The organism is Flavobacterium sp. GNP001 (genome assembly GCF_054343775.1).
This window is the reverse complement of the sequence record NZ_JBTGUX010000001.1, coordinates 1-22,938: the sequence shown is the minus strand read 5'-3', so window position 1 is coordinate 22,938 and position 22,938 is coordinate 1. Positions and strand designations below refer to the sequence as shown.

General features: G+C 39.7%; 6 protein-coding genes. 3 read left to right on the top strand and 3 right to left on the bottom strand.

Going from position 1 to position 22,938, the window contains the following annotated elements; all coding sequences use genetic code 11:
* Window positions 1-5: 5 nt before the first annotated feature.
* The 3 genes from ACXX8U_RS00030 (at window position 6) to ACXX8U_RS00020 (ending at window position 5,298) form a co-directional block, all read left to right on the top strand.
* The gene (locus ACXX8U_RS00030) at window positions 6-1,073 is read left to right on the top strand and encodes an efflux RND transporter periplasmic adaptor subunit (RefSeq protein ID WP_458564069.1); all 1,068 of its coding nucleotides are present in this window, start codon (window positions 6-8) and stop codon (window positions 1,071-1,073) included.
* A 78-nt stretch (window positions 1,074-1,151) separates the two neighbouring features.
* Window positions 1,152-4,304: an efflux RND transporter permease subunit gene (locus tag ACXX8U_RS00025; RefSeq protein ID WP_458564068.1), complete on the top strand. Its 3,153-nt coding sequence runs from the start codon at window positions 1,152-1,154 to the stop codon at window positions 4,302-4,304.
* 346 nt (window positions 4,305-4,650) lie between these two features.
* Entirely contained in the window at window positions 4,651-5,298 is a 648-nt protein-coding gene (locus ACXX8U_RS00020; RefSeq protein WP_458564067.1) for a hypothetical protein, read from the top strand.
* Window positions 5,299-5,391: 93 nt separating this feature from the next.
* Here the strand turns inward: ACXX8U_RS00020 and ACXX8U_RS00015 are convergent, their stop codons facing one another.
* Genes ACXX8U_RS00015 through ACXX8U_RS00005 form a run of 3 tightly spaced genes read right to left on the bottom strand, consistent with a single transcriptional unit; the run spans window position 5,392 to window position 22,817 of the window.
* A complete protein-coding gene (locus ACXX8U_RS00015; protein WP_458564066.1) occupies window positions 5,392-7,350 on the bottom strand; it encodes an OmpA family protein in 1,959 nt (652 codons plus the stop codon).
* Between the two features lie 12 nt (window positions 7,351-7,362).
* A complete protein-coding gene (locus ACXX8U_RS00010) occupies window positions 7,363-8,280 on the bottom strand; it encodes a PorP/SprF family type IX secretion system membrane protein (protein ID WP_210790356.1) in 918 nt (305 codons plus the stop codon).
* Window positions 8,281-8,315: 35 nt separating this feature from the next.
* Window positions 8,316-22,817, bottom strand: a complete 14,502-nt coding sequence (locus tag ACXX8U_RS00005) for a T9SS type B sorting domain-containing protein (RefSeq protein WP_458564065.1) — start codon at window positions 22,815-22,817, stop codon at window positions 8,316-8,318.
* Window positions 22,818-22,938: the final 121 nt, after the last annotated feature.

The window sequence follows — 22,938 nt, the reverse complement described above, 5'->3', positions numbered from 1 at the left end:
TCAAAATGAAAAAAATTATAATAACCGCTGTAATCATCATAGGTAGCTTAGGTGTAATTGGATATATTTTAACCAATAACAAAAAAGAAAACGAGGCTAAAACAGCCATCGTTGCTGAGAAAAATGCAACAGTATCGGTACGAACTGATGTGGTAAAAACAGAAGTAGTATCTCTTGACTTTACCTCAAATGGAAATTTTGAACCGGTTCAAGAACTAAAATTTTCAGCTGAAAAATCAGGAAAAATAACTAAAGTTTTAGCCAAAGAAGGAGATTACGTGAGCGTAGGACAAACTCTTGCTATTGTTCGCAGTGACGTGGTTAATGTAAATGCGCAAAACGCAAACGCTATTTATCAAAATGCTGTAGCTGATTACAACCGATTTGAAAACGCATTCAAAACAGGTGGTGTGACCAAGCAACAGCTAGACCAAGCCAAACTTCAAATGGTAAATGCTAAATCGCAATTGACACAAGCTAACATTAACGTTGGAGATACTAGAATTAAAGCACCTATTAGCGGATTCATCAATAAAAAACACATTGAAGTAGGATCTATTATTACCGGAATGCCTGCAACACAATTGTTTGATATTGTAAACGTATCTAAACTAAAATTGAAAGTTAACGTAAACGAAAGTCAAGTAGCTGGATTAAAAGTAGGAAGTACGACTAATGTAGTTGCTAGTGTGTATCCTGATAAAACTTTTTCTGGAAAGATTACTTTTATTGCTGCAAAAGCGGATGAGACTTTGAACTTCCCGGTAGAAATAGAAATTACAAACAACGCTAACAAAGACCTAAAAGCAGGAATGTATGGTACGGCAGCATTTGCATCAACTCAGCAAAAACAAGCTTTAAAAATTGTTCCTAGAAATGCTTTTGTAGGTAGTGTGAGCAGCAATCAAGTATTTGTAATTGAAAACGGAACTGCTAAATTAAAAACAGTAACTGCTGGTAGAATTCTTGGTGACAAAGTAGAAATCTTAAACGGTCTTGAAGAAGGACAACAGGTAATTGTAACGGGACAAATCAATTTGCAAGACGGTAGCAAAGTGGAGGTTATTAAATAGATTAAAAATTTGTTTCAAGTTTAAAGTTTAAAGTTACAAAACTTGAAACCTGAAACTTGAAACCTGAAACTAAAACATATGAAATTAGCAGAAATATCCATAAAACGTCCCTCGTTGGTAATTGTATTGTTTACAATCCTGACACTTGGTGGACTGTTCAGTTACAGTAATTTAGGGTATGAATTGATCCCGAAATTTGAAACGAACGTAATTACTATTGCTACCATTTACCCTGGAGCATCGCCTAGTGAGGTAGAAAATACCGTAACTAAAAAAATTGAGGACGCGATTGCCTCTCTTGAAAACATCAAAAAAATAGACTCTAAGTCGTACGAAAGTTTATCAACCGTATCGATTACATTGACTTCTACAGCTGATGTTAATATTTCGATGAACGATGCGCAACGTAAAATTAATGCCGTTTTAGGGGAACTTCCTGATGATGTAGAAACTCCCTCTTTAACGAAATTCTCCTTGAGTGATTTACCAATTATGACTCTTGGTGCCAATGGAAATTTAGACGAGGTAGCTTTTTACGATCTTGTTGACAAAAAATTAGCTCCTGTTATTTCACGTGTTGAAGGTGTGGCACAGGTAAACATTATTGGTGGACAAGAACGTGAAATTCAAGTGAATCTGGATGCCGTAAAAATGCAAGCCTACGGACTTTCTATTCCACAGGTTCAACAAAATATTCTGGCTTCTAACTTAGATTTCCCTACCGGAAACATTCAAACTCGTGAGCAAAAAATATTAATTCGTTTAGCCGGAAAATATAAAAACGTTGACGAATTAAGAAACCTAATTGTTTCCTCTAGAAACGGAATTCAAGTACGTCTAAGCGATATTGCTGATGTACAAGATGGTCAAAAAATTACTGAAAAAGTAGCACGAGTAAATAGAAAAAGTGCTATCATTTTACAGATTATCAAACAATCTGATGCGAATGCGGTTGCGGTAAGTGAAGAATTGGTGAAAACAATTGCTAAACTTGAATCGGATTACAAACCCGTAGGTCTAAAACTTGCAGTAGCTAAGGACAGTACTGTTTTTACACTTGAAGCAGCTGACGCAGTAGTACATGATTTACTTATTGCGGTACTTCTGGTTGCGCTTGTAATGTTGTTTTTCTTGCACAGTATTAGAAACTCATTGATCGTAATGGTATCTATTCCGGCTTCGTTAATTGCAACGTTTATCGGGATTTATTTGATGGGTTATACCCTAAACTTAATGAGTTTATTAGGATTGTCTCTTGTGGTAGGTATCTTGGTGGATGATGCCATTGTGGTACTCGAGAATATTTATAGGCACATGGAAATGGGCAAGAACAAAGTGAGAGCTGCTTATGATGGTACAGCCGAAATTGGTGGAACCGTAGTATCGATCACCTTGGTAATTGTGGTAGTGTTTTTACCTATCGCGATGAGTACAGGTTTAGTATCAAACATTATCACGCAATTCTGTGTCACTGTAATTATCTCAACCTTATTGTCATTAGTAGCCTCATTTACTATTATCCCGTGGTTATCTTCAAGATACGGAAAATTAGAACACATTACTGGTAAAAACCTTTTTGGAAGAATCATTCTTGGGTTTGAAAGTTACTTAACTCGTTTTACAAACTGGATCTCTAGATTATTAGAGTGGTGTTTGGATCATTACGTAAAAACCTTAGTGATTATAGTTGTGATCTTTTTTGGATCGATGATTAGTTTATTAGGTGGTGGATTCATTGGTGGAGAATTCTTCGCAGCTTCTGATAGTGGTGAGTTCTTGGTTCAAATAGAAATGCCAAAAGATGCGTCATTAGAACAAACCAATTTTATGACTCAAAAAGCAGAAGATTTCTTGTCTAAAGAAGCCTATGTTTTTAGTCAAATTACGACCGTAGGTCAAAACAGTACTGGATTAGGTGCTTCTCAAGCTACGGCTTACAAAGCAGAAATCAACGTAAAAATGGTTGGTCTTGACAAGCGTGACGAACCTGCAAATGTGTATGCTGCTAAAACCAAGCGTAAACTAGAAAAAGTTTTAGTGGGTGCCAAAGTAAAAACAGTTCCTGTTGGTATTTTAGGTACTGCTGAAGATGCTACTTTGAATTTAATTGTAACAGGTCCCGATGTAGCTAGCGCCATGCTTTTTGCGAAAGCGGCCGAAAAAGAATTACGCACAATTCCTGGAGCTACCGAAATTGAATTATCTGTTGAAGACGGTAATCCAGAAGTGAACGTAAAAGTAGATCGTGATAAAATGGCTGCTCTTGGATTGAACCTACAAACAGTAGGTATTACAATGCAAACGGCGTTTAGCGGAAACACTGACGGGCGTTTTAGAGCGGGTGAATATGAGTATGACATCAACATTAAATACAACGCTTTTGACAGAAAAAGTATTGCCGATGTAAGCAACTTGATCTTCATAAACGATATGGGTCAGCAAATTAAATTGAATCAATTTGCAACCGTAACCGAAGGTTCAGGACCAAGCCAACTAGAACGTAGAGACAAATCAGCATCGGTAACGGTAAAAGGTCAAAACGTAGGAGTTGCTTCTGGTACCATTGTAGCAATGTGGCAAGAAAAAATTGATAAATTGAAAAAACCGGTTGGTGTAAATTACATTTGGGGTGGTGATCAAGAAAACCAAGCTGAAGGTTTTGGAACCTTAGGAATTGCATTATTAGCAGCTATTATTCTGGTTTACTTGGTAATGGTTTCGTTATATGACAGTTTTGTGCATCCATTTGTGGTATTGTTTGCCATACCGCTTTCGTTTATTGGAGCAATGTTGGCTTTGGCTTTGACCAATAATACATTGAACATATTTACCATTTTGGGTATTATCATGCTTATTGGTTTGGTTTGTAAAAACGCGATCATGTTGGTAGATTACACCAATCAAAGACGTAAAGCTGGTGAAACAGTAAGAACGGCCCTAATTCAAGCCAATCACGCTAGGCTACGTCCTATTTTGATGACCACAATTGCGATGGTTTTTGGTATGTTCCCAATTGCATTAGCATCTGGAGCTGGAGCCGAATGGAAAAACGGACTAGCTTGGGTAATTATTGGTGGATTAATATCGTCTTTATTCCTAACGCTGGTAGTGGTTCCTGTAATTTACCAAATTATGGAGAAAATCATAAACAGAGTTTCTAAAGGTGAAAAAGTAGATTACGAAGCTGAAATGGTTGCTGATTACGACCACAGAGAAGTGAGTGAACACTAAACAATAACTCATTCTTTTTTAACACAAAACCGACCTGCTCTTGATAGATGCAGGTCGGTTTTTTTTGTTTTGAAAATAATTGACAAAGTAGAAAAAATATACCTGATATCCCTTTCAACAATAGGGCAACTAAAAAGCATCTTTTTACTAAAATCAAAAATTCAGACAGTATTGAAATATTAAAGTTTTATATTACAGTACTTTAAGTGCTTTTTTTCTTCACTAAAATAAATCAGTACTACAGCAATATTTTTTTTGGCACGCTACTTGAATATCCCTTATCAAATAAGTTTAAAGCGACAACCGAAAAGCTAACGAGTAGGTACCAATCAAAAAATGAAATATCATGAAAAAAATTACTCTTTTAGTTGCAAGTATCTTTGTTTTGGGAGGCGGTATCGCTACGGCCACTGCAACAACAACTTCTAGCATTGGTGGAAAATCAATTATCGATTTCAATAATGAAGATCCAATTGTGTTTATAGAACGCGGTATCGAATTTTATGTATTCCCTGATGGGCAAATAGATTTTAACACGCGACCAGATGCCAAAGGCGGTATGTATTACAGAACATCTCCAAGTCGTGGTGCTAACAAAACGTATGGCGCTCCGGTGAGTAATCGAAAAGGAGATTATGGAGTACGCGTTTCCCACGATAATTTGGGTCGTGTTCGCCAAGTGGGCAATGTTTTTATAAACTATGATGCCTTTGACCGTGTAAAGCGAATAGGCTCTGTATACATGTCGTATAACCGTTATGCTTTAGAACGCGTAGGTGGTTTAGAAATTATCTACAACAGACGTGGACAAATTGTTGATCTTATTGGCTCTGTAAAAGGAGGCCGTTCTGTTTATGGCAGTAAAGGCAACTATGATGACCGCTACGAGTCTAAAAACGATGATACGTACTATTACAGAAGTAACAGCAATACGAGCGCTACCGAAGCAAAAGTAGCTGCCAATACAGCAATAGTTCTTGACAGAAACAAATAGTTTGGTTTGGTTGAAATTTGGTTAGTTAAAAAAACCCCGTTGAAATTTATCAACGGGGTTTTGCTTTTAGCACGCTAAGAGTGTGTTATATTTTTAATCCATAGAAATAATAACAAATTCGCTTCTACGATTGGCTTGATGCTGTTCCTCTGTACAGTTTGATTTGTTCGTTGGTTCACATCCACAATCATTAACAAGTTGCGATTCGCCATATCCCTTTGCAGTTAATCTATTTGCGTCTATGCCGTTTTTGATTAACCAAGCCTTTGTAGATTTTGCTCTTCTATCAGATAGCGCTTGGTTATAAGCAACCGTTTGTCTACAATCTGTATGCGATTTGATATCGATTTTCATTTTTGGGTATTGCTGCATAACCGCTAATACTTTCTCCAATTCAAAGGCTGCATCTTTTCTGATAAATGATTTGTCTAAATCAAAGTACAAAATCGGAATATCTAATGTTTTAGCAAGATCAGTTCCTACATCAATGCGTTTTTGACGCTGTTCAAGTGCTAAAGGCTGTTTGGTTTCGCCAGACGTTTTCGCAATAGCTACCATTTGTTCTTTGGTTTCGTACTCTGCCTTTTCTCCGCGCAAGTAATACGATTTTCCACAGTCAACTGCAAATGAATAAGCGCCATCAAAACCTACTGTAACTTCTTTAATCAATTTAAAAGAGCTATCAAACAAACTCACTTTGGCATTGGCCAGCACTTGTCCGCTTTCTTGATCAGTTATAATACCGGTTAGTAATTGCTCACAAACGGGAACAGGCAAAGTTGAAAAAGTATAAATATCATCAGATCCTAAACCACCTTCTCTGTTAGAAGTGAAGAAACCTTTTGTGTTATTAGCATTCATTAACAAAGCAAAATCGTCTTTGGAACTGTTTATTGGCGCTCCAATATTTTGAACTGCATCGACAGTATTCGACGCATTTATTTTAGAACTAAATACATCTAATCCGCCTAAACCAGGATGACCATCACTGGCAAAATACAATGTGTTGTCAGCAGCAATAAACGGAAAAGTTTCGCGCCCTTCAGTATTAATGGAAGTACCTAAGTTTTGAGGGATGCCGTAACTACCGTCCGAATTAATCGTTACATACCATAGGTCTGATAATCCTTTTGTACCCGGCATATCAGATGCAAAATATAATAGTTTTTCATCCAAGCTCAAAGTTGGATGTGCTACACTATATTCATTGCTGTTAAATGGCAACTCTTGTACATTAACCCACTTACCATCTTGCTTAGTTGCTTTATACAATTTAAGCAATGTTACTCTACTTTTATCTTTTTGTTTTTTACCGTTTAAATAGTTGTTTCTGGTAAAATACATGGTAGATCCGTCTTTCGTAAAAACAGGAGTCGACTCATGAAACTTAGTGTTAATTGTTGTATTAAATAGTTTTGGATTACTAGCATTACCATCCGCATCAACAGGCGCGATATACAAATTGGTAAAAGCCTCGTTATTCCATTTGAAAACTTTTTTTGCTACACCACCAGTATCTCTTGCTGAAGCAAACAGTAAAGAATTATCATAATATGAACTTCCATAATCAGAATAAGGTGAATTAATTCCTGCATCTGCAATTTCAAAACGTCCTGAATTTGCTTTAATATCCTCCAAGTAATCCTTTTGATTAGAGAAAAGTTTGGCTCTTTGATCATTAACTGCTATAGCAGTAAATCTTTCGAGTATTGTATTGGCTTTGTCATACTGACCAACCGCTTTTAAAGTTTGCGCATAGCGGTAATAGTATTCTGGTTGCTGCTGTTGGTTCATTGCAAAAAGCTCACTATACCATTTTTCTGCAGCCACTAGATTGGCGATGAAATAATAAGAATCCCCTAGTTTACGGAACATCTTCTCATCCTTATACCCCTTTGCAGCGACCTTTTCATAGGTTGCAATTGCATCTACGTACGAGTAATTTTCGAATTTTTTATCGGCCACTATTACTCCTTTATTTTGACTCCAAGAAGTAATGGAAACCAATACAAATAGAAGGGCGTAACGGAAACTTTGCATATTTGTTTTCATACTACACATTTTTTAAAAGAATCTTGGAGAGGTAATTCTGTTGTATTTATTAAAGATCTCATAACGAAGAAAGATCTCATGCGAACCAGAGTTGTAATTAGCTAAACGAGTTGTTTCTAGGTCATAACCATAGCCAATAAACCAAGAATCAGAAACTTGAAAACCTACTAATGCACTTAAAGCAGCACTCCATCTGTAAGCTAGACCGGCAGTAAACTTTTCATTAAACATAAAATTGGCTGACAAATCAACTTGCAATGGGGCGCCTTGAACCAACTTAGTCATCATAGCAGGCTTAAACTTTAAATTATAAGTCAAATCAAAAACATGACCCGCAGTAAGATAATAATTAACTCTTTCGCGAGCGATGTATGAAGTAGATCCTTGGCTTGCCGTACGATCAAAATGTTTTGTTTCTAGCAAATTTGGCGCTGATAAACCAACGTACGTGTTGTCAGAGTACCAATACAATCCAACTCCAATATTAGGAGAAAATCGATTGTCAATATTGCCTTCTAGAACATTTTCGTATTGTTTGAGTTTACTGAAATTAACCGATAATAAGTTCGCTGATGCTTTCATACCAAAAGCCAACTTAAAATCTTCAGAAGTGTTGATATAGTATGAAAAATCAACAGCCAAATTACTCTCATCAGAAGGACCGATTTTATCGTTAATTACCGATACTCCTAGTCCTACTTTTGACTCATTAATAGGGAAATTAATGGATGCAGTGTTTGTTACTGGGGCACCGTCGAGACCTACCCATTGAGTTCTATACAATGCAAAAATACTCATCGATTGACGTGATCCTGCATAAGCAGGATTCACGTTAATAGTGTTATACATATATTGTGTAAACTGAGCATCCTGTTGCGCACTTATTGTAGCAGTAAACAACAGTAAAATAGCTATTAGTTTTGTTTTCATGTTCTATCGTTTTAGACTTAGCAAATTAGTGTTGATTATCTATTGATGTATAAGTATCCTGCTTTTTCAAAATTATTACCAGCACTGTCCTTGTATTTCAAGATGTAGTAATAAGTTCCTTCAGGCAGTTCTTCAGATTGTTTTACAGTTACTCTACCTTCTGAAATACCTCTAAAGGCTCTATCATCATTATTGTAACTGTTTCTTTCAAATACTAGTACACCCCAACGGTTATAAATTTCTACTCTATTGTCTTGATAACACTCTAATCCCCTGATTCTAAACACCTTGTTATCACCTACACCATTTGGAATAACGGCATTGAATATTTCAATTTGACATCCATTAACTCCTAATACAGTAGGACGATCATCAACCATACTTGAATCATCTGAAAGATCCGTTACAACAACTCCTAATGGAGTAGTTCCGCGAACTTGAGCTTGATTAGAAACACTACCAAGATTAATATCGCTTTGTTTTAAAGCGTATACTCCAAGGTAGGCAGTAGTATTGGTTTCATTAATGTTCAGAACAGCGATTGGCGTACCAGTCAAGATTAAACCAGGTAGATTATCTGTTACAGTAACATTATTCAATACAACATTTCCTGTATTTGTCACTTCAAATCTGTAAGTTATAGTTTCTCCTGCCTGAGCAAAACCATCTCCGTTTTCATCATTAAACACGGCCGTTTTAATGATTGAGATTTTAGGAGATTCTGGAACTACAACTGTTGCAGTTGCAGTGGTACAGTTTGCTGGAACAGCACCCGTCTCACAAATTTGGTACGTAATAGTGTAAGTACCAGCAGCTGTATTTGGAGCAACTGTTAAATTACCTTCAGCATCAATACTCAACGGACCATCTGTTACAGGAGTCACATCAGTTGTAGTTGCTGTTACACGTTGACCGTTTAACGTATCATTATCAGTAACATTACCTCCAGTAGCTGGGAGTACATTGTTATCTGCAACTATTGGATTAAAAATCACAATGGTCACCATTGCTGTAGTACAATTTGCTGGAACAGCGCCAACTTCACATAATTGATAAACAATTGTATAAGTACCACTAGGAGCATTTGGAGCAACAGTGACATTACCTGCTGCATCAATACTTAATGGACCATTTGTTGCTGGTGTCACTGCAATCATTCCCGGAGGAACTGGCTGACCATTTAATGTATCATTACCTAATACGTTACCTCCTGTTCTTGGCAAGGTATCGTTATTTGCAACAATTGTTGGATTACTAATCACCACTGTTGCAATAGCTGTTGTACAATTCGCTGGAGTAGCACCTGCCTCACAGATCTCATACGTTAAAGTATACGTTCCGCTTGGTGTGTTTGGAGCTACTGTTACGTTTCCGTCTGCATCAATACTCAATGGTCCATTCGTTGCCGGTGTTACATTGGTGTTGGCTGCTGTAGCAACTTGTCCATTAACCGTATCGTTTGCTAATACGTTACCTCCTGTTCTTGGAAGGGTATCGTTACCTGCTACAATTGGATTAGATATTACTATCGTCACGATTGCTGTTGTACAATTTGCTGGGGTAGCACCTGCCTCACAGATCTCATACGTTAAAGTATACGTTCCACTTGGTGTGTTTGGAGCTACTGTTACGTTTCCGTCTGCATCAATACTCAATGGTCCATTCGTCGCCGGTGTTACATTGGTGTTGGCTGCTGTAGCAACTTGTCCGTTAACCGTATCGTTTGCTAATACGTTACCTCCTGTTCTTGGAAGGGTATCGTTACCTGCTACAATTGGATTCGTTATTACTATCGTCACGATTGCAGTTGTACAATTCGCTGGAGTAGCACCTGCCTCACAGATCTCATACGTTAAAGTATACGTTCCGCTTGGTGTGTTTGGAGCTACTGTTACGTTTCCGTCTGCATCAATACTCAATGGTCCATTCGTTGCCGGTGTTACATTGGTGTTGGCTGCTGTAGCAACTTGTCCGTTAACCGTATCGTTTGCTAATACGTTACCTCCTGTTCTTGGAAGGGTATCGTTACCTGCTACAATTGGATTAGATATTACTATCGTCACGATTGCAGTTGTACAATTCGCTGGAGTAGCACCTGCCTCACAGATCTCATACGTTAAAGTATACGTTCCGCTTGGTGTGTTTGGAGCTACTGTTACGTTTCCGTCTGCATCAATACTCAATGGTCCATTCGTTGCCGGTGTTACATTGGTGTTGGCTGCTGTAGCAACTTGTCCGTTAACCGTATCGTTTGCTAATACGTTACCTCCTGTTCTTGGAAGGGTATCGTTACCTGCTACAATTGGATTAGATATTACTATCGTCACGATTGCAGTTGTACAATTCGCTGGAGTAGCACCTGCCTCACAGATCTCATACGTTAAAGTATACGTTCCGCTTGGTGTGTTTGGAGCTACTGTTACGTTTCCGTCTGCATCAATACTCAATGGTCCATTCGTTGTCGGTGTTACATTGGTGTTAGCTGCTGTAGCAACTTGTCCGTTAACCGTATCGTTTGCTAATACGTTACCTCCTGTTCTTGGAAGGGTATCGTTGCCTGCTACAATTGGATTCGTTATTACTATCGTCACGATTGCTGTTGTACAATTCGCTGGGGTAGCACCTGCCTCACAGATCTCATACGTTAAAGTATATGTTCCGCTTGGTGTGTTTGGAGCTACTGTTACGTTTCCGTCTACATCAATACTCAATGGTCCATTCGTTGCCGGTGTTACATTGGTGTTGGCTATCGTTGCAACTTGTCCGTTTACTGTATCATTACCCAATACACTGCCTCCTGTTCTTGGAAGGGTATCGTTACCTGCTACAATTGGATTAGATATTACTATCGTCACAATTGCAGTTGTACAATTCGCTGGAGTAGCACCTGTCTCACAGATCTCATACGTTAAAGTATACGTTCCGCTTGGTGTGTTTGGAGCTACTGTTACGTTTCCGTCTACATCAATACTCAATGCTCCATTCGTTACCGGTGTTACATTGGTGTTGGCTGCTGTAGCTACTTGTCCGTTAACCGTATCGTTAGCTAACACGTTACCTCCTGTTCTTGGAAGGGTATCGTTACCTGCTACAATTGGATTAGATATTACTATCGTCACGATTGCAGTTGTACAATTCGCTGGAGTAGCACCTGTCTCACAGATCTCATACGTTAAAGTATATGTTCCGCTTGGTGTGTTTGGAGCTACTGTTACGTTTCCGTCAATATCAATACTCAATGGTCCATTCGTTGCCGGTGTTACATTGGTGTTGGCTGCTGTTGCAACTTGTCCGTTAACCGTATCGTTAGCTAACACGTTACCTCCTGTTCTTGGAAGCGTATCGTTACCTGCTACAATTGCATTAACTATTTCTATCGTCACAGTTGCTGTTGTACAATTTGCTGGGGTAGCACCTGCCTCACAGATCTCATACGTTAAAGTATATGTTCCGCTTGGTGTGTTTGGAGCTACTGTTACGTTTCCGTCTGCATCAATACTCAATGGTCCATTCGTTGCCGGTGTTACATTGGTGTTGGCTGCTGTAGCAACTTGTCCGTTAACCGTATCGTTTGCTAATACGTTACCTCCTGTTCTTGGAAGGGTATCGTTGCCTGCTACAATTGGATTCGTTATTACTATCGTCACGATTGCAGTTGTACAATTCGCTGGAGTAGCACCTGCCTCACAGATCTCATACGTTAAAGTATACGTTCCGCTTGGTGTGTTTGGAGCTACTGTTACGTTTCCGTCTGCATCAATACTCAATGGTCCATTCGTTGCCGGTGTTACATTGGTGTTGGCTGCTGTAGCAACTTGTCCGTTAACCGTATCGTTAGCTAACACGTTACCTCCTGTTCTTGGAAGCGTATCGTTACCTGCTACAATTGGATTAGATATTACTATCGTCACAGTTGCTGTTGTACAATTTGCTGGGGTAGCACCTGCCTCACAGATCTCATACGTTAAAATATATGTTCCGCTTGGTGTGTTTGGAGCTACTGTTACGTTTCCGTCTGCATCAATACTCAATGGTCCATTCGTTGCCGGTGTTACATTGGTGTTGGCTGCTGTAGCAACTTGTCCATTAACCGTATCGTTTGCTAATACGTTACCTCCTGTTCTTGGAAGGGTATCGTTACCTGCTACAATTGGATTAGATATTACTATCGTCACGATTGCTGTTGTACAATTTGCTGGGGTAGCACCTGCCTCACAGATCTCATACGTTAAAGTATACGTTCCACTTGGTGTGTTTGGAGCTACTGTTACGTTTCCGTCTGCATCAATACTCAATGGTCCATTCGTCGCCGGTGTTACATTGGTGTTGGCTGCTGTAGCAACTTGTCCGTTAACCGTATCGTTTGCTAATACGTTACCTCCTGTTCTTGGAAGGGTATCGTTGCCTGCTACAATTGGATTCGTTATTACTATCGTCACGATTGCAGTTGTACAATTCGCTGGAGTAGCACCTGCCTCACAGATCTCATACGTTAAAGTATACGTTCTGCTTGGTGTGTTTGGAGCTACTGTTACGTTTCCGTCTGCATCAATACTCAATGGTCCATTCGTTGCCGGTGTTACATTGGTGTTGGCTGCTGTAGCTACTTGTCCGTTAACCGTATCGTTTGCTAATACGTTACCTCCTGTTCTTGGAAGGGTATCGTTACCTGCTACAATTGCATTAACTATTTCTATCGTCACAGTTGCTGTTGTACAATTTGCTGGGGTAGCACCTGCCTCACAGATCTCATACGTTAAAGTATACATTCCGCTTGGTGTGTTTGGAGCTACTGTTACGTTGCCGTCTGCATCAATACTCAATGGTCCATTCGTTGCCGGTGTTACATTGGTGTTGGCTGCTGTAGCAACTTGTCCGTTAACCGTATCGTTGGCTAATACGTTTCCTCCTGTTCTTGGAAGCGTATCGTTTTCTGCTACAATTGCATTAACTATTTCTATCGTCACAGTTGCAGTTGTACAATTCGCTGGGGTAGCACCTGCCTCACAGATTTCATACGTTAAGGTATACATTCCGCTTGGTGTGTTTGGAGCTACTGTTACGTTTCCGTCTGCATCAATACTCAATGGTCCATTCGTTGCCGGTGTTACATTGGTGTTGGCTGCTGTAGCTACTTGTCCGTTAACCGTATCGTTTGCTAACACGTTTCCTCCTGTTCTTGGAAGGGTATCGTTGCCTGCTACAATTGGATTTACAACTACAACGGTTGCAGTTGCGGTATCACAATTAGCCGGATTAACATTTAATCCTGTGGTAGGATTTGCTTCACATAATTGATAAACAATGGTATATGTTCCACTTACTGTGTTTGATGCTACTGATACATTTCCGTCAACATCAATACTCAATGGGCCACTTGTTGAAGCAGTAACATTAGTATTTGCCGTCGTTACTGCAACGCCATTCAAAGTATCGTTTGTTAAAACATTTAAAGCTACTACAACATTATTACTAGAAGCAATTGTTACAGCTGGATCATTAACAGCATCAATAACATTTACAACAACAACGGTTGCGGTTGCTGTATCACAATTAGCTGGACTAACATTTGCTCCAGTTGTTAGATCTGCTTCGCACAATTGGTATGTAATTTCATAAGTACCACTTGGTGTATTAGCAGCAACACTTACGATTCCATTAGCATCAATACTTAATGGACCTGTTGTTAATGCGGTAACATTAGTATTTGATGTAGTTGCAGCGACACCATTAAAAGTATCGTTTGTTAGAGCATTTAAAGCCACTGCTACATTATTATTCGAAGCAATAGTTACTGATGGATCGTTTACTGCATCTACAGGATTTAACACCCGAACTGTTGCTGTTGCTGTATCACAATTACTAGGATTTACTTCTAATCCGTTCGAAGGATTTATTTCGCAAATTTGATAAACAATTGTATATGTACCACTTGGTGTATTTCCTGCTAAAGTAACTATTCCGTTTGCATTTATACTCAATGGACCTTGGGATACAGGAGTAACGTTAGAATTTGCAGGAGTGACTGTAACTCCGTTCAATGTATCATTCGCCGTAACATCTAAAATTACTTTTGAATTTACACCAGTATTAACAACTGCAGGAGTATCATCAATTGCTTCAATAGGATTTAACACCACTACTGTGGCAGTTGCTGTTGTACAATTAATAGGATCTGCACCCGTTTCACACAATTGATATATTATCGTATACGTCCCTGAAACAGTATTTGGCGCTAATGTCAAATTACCATCTGCATCAATACTTAATGGTCCAGTAGTTATTGGCGTTACATCAGTATTTGCTATTGTTACTGCTGTTCCATTTAAATTATCCGCACCATTTCCATTATTGCCAAGTACATTTCCAACCGTCGAAGCGACTGTTGTACTTGGAACTTGAGTTGGGAAGGCATCATTACTCGCTATTAATTCATTACTGATACGAATCTTAGCATTTGCAATATCACAATTACTTGGATTTATTGCTTCACATATTTGATAAAATAGGTTATATGTTCCTGATACTTGTCCTGCAGGCACTGTGATTGTTCCATCATTATTGAGAACAAAACCAGTTGGTGCAGTTCCGCTTAATGTAAGAATTACAGCTGCTGGATTTAATATAACACCATTAAGAGTATCATTATTCAAAACTGAAGCAGTAACACCACCATTTCCTCCTGTAAAAGGAGTTGCAGTATAATCATCCACAATAGCATCTACGGCAGCTTGCTGAACATTTACAGTTACTGATGCTGTACTACAATTTGGAGGTGTTGAACCGATTTCACAAATTTGATACTCAAGAGTTTGAGGTCCTGCTGGAGTTCCTACTGCGATCGTAATTGTCCCATCTGGATTTAATGTCAATGCCGGATTTGCAATTGTAGTTGTCAAAATTACATCACCAGGTTTAATCGGTGGTATTCCACTAAAAGTGTCGTTACCTAGAACAGAACCTGTCGTAGCTCCTGCCAAACCACCTGTTACGTCAGCATTTGCAACAATAACATTTAACACTTCAACTGTTGCTGTAGCTGTTTTGCAATTAGCAGGAACCGCTCCAACCTCGCAAATTTCATACGATAAAACATAAGTCCCTGAAGGTGTATTTGGTGCAAGGGTTACCTCTCCATTACTTGCAATACTAAGAGGACCAACTATTGAAGGAGTTACATTTGTATTTGTATCTGTCACTAAATCTCCGTACAAAGTATCATTTGTAGTAACATTTAATACAATTTTTGGCACTTCAGCTGTCGCAACCGTAATTGGGCCATCATTAACTGCAATCAAAGGATTTGAAACAATAACTGTAGCCGTAGCTGTTGCGCAATTAGCTGGACTCGCACCTTCTTCACACAATTGATAAATAATTGTATATGTACCACTTGCGGTGTTTGGCGCTAGAGTTAATACTCCATTAACATCAATACTTAAAGGGCCCGTCGTAATAGGTGTCACGTTAGTATTAGTGCCTGTTACAATTACACCATTAAGGGTGTCGTTACTTGTTACATTTTGAATTACTGTAGCAACATTGTCAGAGGCCACCGTTGTTGGTCCATCATTTACAGCTACAATTTCATTTGCGACAACTACTGTTGCTGTAGCATTGTCACAATTTGCTGGAATTAAGTTCAAGCCAGTTACAGGATCAGCTTCACACAATTGATAAGTTATACTATATGTTCCGCTTGCCGTATTAGCAGCCACAGTTACTAATCCATTGGCATCAACACTAAGTGGACCTGTCGTAATAGGTGTTACGTTAGAATTATTTACAGTAGCTGGTACACTATTAACAGTATCATTATCTAGTGCATTTAAAGCTGTTACTATTGTATTACTAGAAGTAACGGTAACAAGTGGATCATTTACTGCATCAATTAAATTACTCACCACAACAGTTGCAGTAGCAGTATCACAATTAGACGGAGAAACATTTAATCCAGTTATAGGATCAGCTTCACATAATTGATAAGTAATAGTATATGTACCACTTGGAGTATTAGCTGCAACACTTACAATTCCATCAACATTTATACTTAACGGACCTGCCGTTAACACAGTAACATTAGTATTGTTCGTCGTAGCAGCAATGCCATTAAAGATATCATTACCTAAGACATTAAGTGCCGTAATTTCAGCATTACTAGAAGCAACGGTCACAGCAGGATTGTTTACCGCATCAACCACATTAGCAACAACTACTGTAGCAATTGCTGTAACACAATTCGCTGGATTGGCTCCTACTTCACATAGTTGGTAAGTAATAGAATACGTGCCACTTGCTGTGTTTGGCGCTAAAGTTAATACTCCGTTAGTATCAATACTTAATGGGCCCGCAGTTACCGGCGTAACATCAGTATTAGCTGGTGTTACTGCAACTCCATTCAACGTATCGTTCGATGTTACATTTTGAACTGTTACTGGAGTGGCAGCTGTTGGTACTGCTGCTGGTGTATCGTTGTTTGCCACTAACTCATTAGTAACTACAACTGTTGCAGTTGCTTGCTTACAATTTATTGGACTTGCACCTACTTCACAGATTTCATAAGATACTGTATAGCTTCCTGATGGTGTGTTCGCATTTACCGTTATGGTTCCATTTGCATTCAATGTCAAGCCTGCTGGAACGGTTACTCCTGTCAATGTTACTTGACCTGGGTTGGTTCCGATTACTACTGGATTACCATCTAAAGTATCATTAACTACAACACTTGGTGTGCTATCGCCTACTGAAACTGCTGCTGGTGTATCGTTGTTTGCCACTAAAGTATTAGTAACTACAACTGTTGCAGTTGCTTGCTTGCAATTTATTGGACTTGCGCCTACTTCACAGATTTCATAAGCTACTGTATAGCTTCCTGATGGTGTGTTCGCATTTACCGTTATGGTTCCGTTTGCATTCAATGTCAAGCCTGCTGGAACGGTTACTCCTGTCAATGTTACTTGACCTGGGTTGGTTCCGATTACTACTGGATTACCATCTAAAGTATCATTAACTACAACACTTGGTGTGCTATCGCCTACTGAAACTGCTGCTGGTGTATCGTTGTTTGCCACTAACGTATTAGTAACTACAACTGTTGCGGTTGCTTGCTTACAATTTATTGGACTTGCACCTACTTCACAGACTTCATAAGCTACTGTGTAGCTTCCTGATGGTGTGTTTGCATTTACCGTTATGGTTCCATTTGCATTCAATGTCAAGCCTGCTGGAACGGTTACTCCTGTCAATGTTACTTGACCTGGGTTGGTTCCGATTACTACTGGATTACCATCTAAAGTATCATTAACTACAACACTTGGTGTGCTATCGCCTACTGAAACTGCTGCTGGTGTATCGTTGTTTGCAACTAACGTATTAGTAACTAAAACTGTTGCGGTTGCTTGCTTGCAATTTATTGGACTTGCGCCTACTTCACAGATTTCATAAGCTACTGTGTAGCTTCCTGATGGTGTGTTTGCATTTACCGTTATGGTTCCATTTGCATTCAATGTCAAGCCTGCTGGAACGGTTACTCCTGTCAATGTTACTTGACCTGGGTTGGTTCCGATTACTACTGGATTGCCATCTAAAGTATCATTAACTACAACACTTGGTGTGCTATCGCCTACTGAAACTGCTGCTGGTGTATCGTTGTTTGCAACTAACGTATTAGTAACTACAACTGTTGCGGTTGCTTGCTTGCAATTTATTGGACTTGCGCCTACTTCACAGATTTCGTAAACTACTGTGTAGCTTCCTGATGGTGTGTTCGCATTTACCGTTATGGTTCCATTTGCATTCAATGTCAAGCCTGCTGGAACGGTTACTCCTGTCAATGTTACTTGACCTGGGTTAGTTCCGATTACTACTGGATTACCATCTAAAGTATCATTAACTACAACACTTGGTGTGCTATCGCCTACTGAAACTGCTGCTGGTGTATCGTTGTTTGCCACTAACTCATTAGTAACGACAACTGTTGCAGTTGCTTGCTTGCAATTTATTGGGCTTGCGCCTACTTCACAGATTTCATAAGCTACTGTGTAGCTTCCTGATGGTGTGTTCGTATTTACCGTGATGGTTCCATTTGCATTCAATGTCAAGCCTGCTGGAACGGTTACTCCTGTCAATGTTACTTGACCTGGGTTGGTTCCGATTACTACTAGATTGCCATCTAAAGTATCATTAACTACAACACTTGGTGTGCTATCGCCTACTGAAACTGCTGCTGGTGTATCGTTGTTTGCTACTAACTCATTAGTAACTACAACTGTTGCAGTTGCTTGCTTACAATTTATTGGACTTGCGCCTACTTCACAGATTTCATAAGCTACTGTGTAGCTTCCTGATGGTGTGTTTGCATTTACCGTTATGGTTCCATTTGCATTCAATGTCAAGCCTGCTGGAACGGTTACTCCTGTCAATGTTACTTGACCTGGGTTGGTTCCGATTACTACTGGATTGCCATCTAAAGTATCATTAACTACAACACTTGGTGTGCTATCGCCTACTGAAACTGCTGCTGGTGTATCGTTGTTTGCCACTAAAGTATTAGTAACTACAACTGTTGCAGTTGCTTGCTTACAATTTATTGGACTTGCACCTACTTCACAGATTTCGTAAACTACTGTGTAGCTTCCTGATGGTGTGTTCGCATTTACCGTTATGGTTCCATTTGCATTCAATGTCAAGCCTGCTGGAACGGTTACTCCTGTCAATGTTACTTGACCTGGGTTGGTTCCGATTACTACTGGATTGCCATCTAAAGTATCATTAACTACAACACTTGGTGTGCTATCGCCTACTGAAACTGCTGCTGGTGTATCGTTGTTTGCCACTAAAGTATTAGTAACTACAACTGTTGCGGTTGCTTGCTTGCAATTTATTGGACTTGCGCCTACTTCACAGATTTCATAAGCTACTGTATAGCTTCCTGATGGTGTGTTCGCATTTACCGTTATGGTTCCGTTTGCATTCAATGTCAAGCCTGCTGGAACGGTTACTCCTGTCAATGTTACTTGACCTGGGTTGGTTCCGATTACTACTGGATTACCATCTAAAGTATCATTAACTACAACACTTGGTGTGCTATCGCCTACTGAAACTGCTGCTGGTGTATCGTTGTTTGCCACTAACGTATTAGTAACTACAACTGTTGCGGTTGCTTGCTTACAATTTATTGGACTTGCACCTACTTCACAGACTTCATAAGCTACTGTGTAGCTTCCTGATGGTGTGTTTGCATTTACCGTTATGGTTCCATTTGCATTCAATGTCAAGCCTGCTGGAACGGTTACTCCTGTCAATGTTACTTGACCTGGGTTGGTTCCGATTACTACTGGATTACCATCTAAAGTATCATTAACTACAACACTTGGTGTGCTATCGCCTACTGAAACTGCTGCTGGTGTATCGTTGTTTGCAACTAACGTATTAGTAACTAAAACTGTTGCGGTTGCTTGCTTGCAATTTATTGGACTTGCGCCTACTTCACAGATTTCATAAGCTACTGTGTAGCTTCCTGATGGTGTGTTTGCATTTACCGTTATGGTTCCATTTGCATTCAATGTCAAGCCTGCTGGAACGGTTACTCCTGTCAATGTTACTTGACCTGGGTTGGTTCCGATTACTACTGGATTGCCATCTAAAGTATCATTAACTACAACACTTGGTGTGCTATCGCCTACTGAAACTGCTGCTGGTGTATCGTTGTTTGCAACTAACGTATTAGTAACTACAACTGTTGCGGTTGCTTGCTTGCAATTTATTGGACTTGCGCCTACTTCACAGATTTCGTAAACTACTGTGTAGCTTCCTGATGGTGTGTTCGCATTTACCGTTATGGTTCCATTTGCATTCAATGTCAAGCCTGCTGGAACGGTTACTCCTGTCAATGTTACTTGACCTGGGTTAGTTCCGATTACTACTGGATTACCATCTAAAGTATCATTAACTACAACACTTGGTGTGCTATCGCCTACTGAAACTGCTGCTGGTGTATCGTTGTTTGCTACTAACTCATTAGTAACTACAACTGTTGCAGTTGCTTGCTTACAATTTATTGGACTTGCACCTACTTCACAGATTTCGTAAACTACTGTGTAGCTTCCTGATGGTGTGTTCGCATTTACCGTTATGGTTCCATTTGCATTCAATGTCAAGCCTGCTGGAACAGTGATTCCTGTTAAGCTTACATTTCCTGGGTTGGTTCCGATTACTACTGGATTGCCATCTAAAGTATCATTAACTACAACACTTGGTGTGCTATCGCCTACTGAAACTGCTGCTGGTGTATCGTTGTTTGCCACTAACTCATTAGTAACTACAACTGTTGCAGTTGCTTGCTTACAATTTATTGGACTTGCGCCTACTTCACAGATTTCATAAGCTACTGTGTAGCTTCCTGATGGTGTGTTTGCATTTACCGTTATGGTTCCATTTGCATTCAATGTCAAGCCTGCTGGAACGGTTACTCCTGTCAATGTTACTTGACCTGGGTTGGTTCCGATTACTACTGGATTGCCATCTAAAGTATCATTAACTACAACACTTGGTGTGCTATCGCCTACTGAAACTGCTGCTGGTGTATCGTTGTTTGCCACTAAAGTATTAGTAACTACAACTGTTGCAGTTGCTTGCTTACAATTTATTGGACTTGCACCTACTTCACAGATTTCGTAAACTACTGTGTAGCTTCCTGATGGTGTGTTCGCATTTACCGTTATGGTTCCATTTGCATTCAATGTCAAGCCTGCTGGAACGGTTACTCCTGTCAATGTTACTTGACCTGGGTTAGTTCCGATTACTACTGGATTACCATCTAAAGTATCATTAACTACAACACTTGGTGTGCTATCGCCTACTGAAACTGCTGCTGGTGTATCGTTGTTTGCTACTAACTCATTAGTAACTACAACTGTTGCAGTTGCTTGCTTACAATTTATTGGACTTGCGCCTACTTCACAGATTTCGTAAACTACTGTGTAGCTTCCTGATGGTGTGTTCGCATTTACCGTTATGGTTCCATTTGCATTCAATGTCAAGCCTGCTGGAACAGTGATTCCTGTTAAGCTTACATTTCCTGGGTTGGTTCCGATTACTACTGGATTGCCATCTAAAGTATCATTAACTACAACACTTGGTGTGCTATCGCCTACTGAAACTGCTGCTGGTGTATCGTTGTTTGCCACTAACTCATTAGTAACTACAACTGTTGCAGTTGCTTGCTTACAATTTATTGGACTTGCGCCTACTTCACAGATTTCATAAGCTACTGTGTAGCTTCCTGATGGTGTGTTTGCATTTACCGTTATGGTTCCATTTGCATTCAATGTCAAGCCTGCTGGAACGGTTACTCCTGTCAATGTTACTTGACCTGGGTTGGTTCCGATTACTACTGGATTGCCATCTAAAGTATCATTAACTACAACACTTGGTGTGCTATCGCCTACTGAAACTGCTGCTGGTGTATCGTTGTTTGCCACTAAAGTATTAGTAACTACAACTGTTGCAGTTGCTTGCTTACAATTTATTGGACTTGCACCTACTTCACAGATTTCGTAAACTACTGTGTAGCTTCCTGATGGTGTGTTCGCATTTACCGTTATGGTTCCATTTGCATTCAATGTCAAGCCTGCTGGAACGGTTACTCCTGTCAATGTTACTTGACCTGGGTTGGTTCCGATTACTACTGGATTGCCATCTAAAGTATCATTAACTACAACACTTGGTGTGCTATCGCCTACTGAAACTGCTGCTGGTGTATCGTTGTTTGCCACTAAAGTATTAGTAACTACAACTGTTGCGGTTGCTTGCTTGCAATTTATTGGACTTGCGCCTACTTCACAGATTTCATAAGCTACTGTATAGCTTCCTGATGGTGTGTTCGCATTTACCGTTATGGTTCCGTTTGCATTCAATGTCAAGCCTGCTGGAACGGTTACTCCTGTCAATGTTACTTGACCTGGGTTGGTTCCGATTACTACTGGATTACCATCTAAAGTATCATTAACTACAACACTTGGTGTGCTATCGCCTACTGAAACTGCTGCTGGTGTATCGTTGTTTGCCACTAACGTATTAGTAACTACAACTGTTGCGGTTGCTTGCTTACAATTTATTGGACTTGCACCTACTTCACAGATTTCATAAGCTACTGTGTAGCTTCCTGATGGTGTGTTTGCATTTACCGTTATGGTTCCATTTGCATTCAATGTCAAGCCTGCTGGAACGGTTACTCCTGTCAATGTTACTTGACCTGGGTTGGTTCCGATTACTACTGGATTACCATCTAAAGTATCATTAACTACAACACTTGGTGTGCTATCGCCTACTGAAACTGCTGCTGGTGTATCGTTGTTTGCAACTAACGTATTAGTAACTAAAACTGTTGCGGTTGCTTGCTTGCAATTTATTGGACTTGCGCCTACTTCACAGATTTCATAAGCTACTGTGTAGCTTCCTGATGGTGTGTTTGCATTTACCGTTATGGTTCCATTTGCATTCAATGTCAAGCCTGCTGGAACGGTTACTCCTGTCAATGTTACTTGACCTGGGTTGGTTCCGATTACTACTGGATTGCCATCTAAAGTATCATTAACTACAACACTTGGTGTGCTATCGCCTACTGAAACTGCTGCTGGTGTATCGTTGTTTGCCACT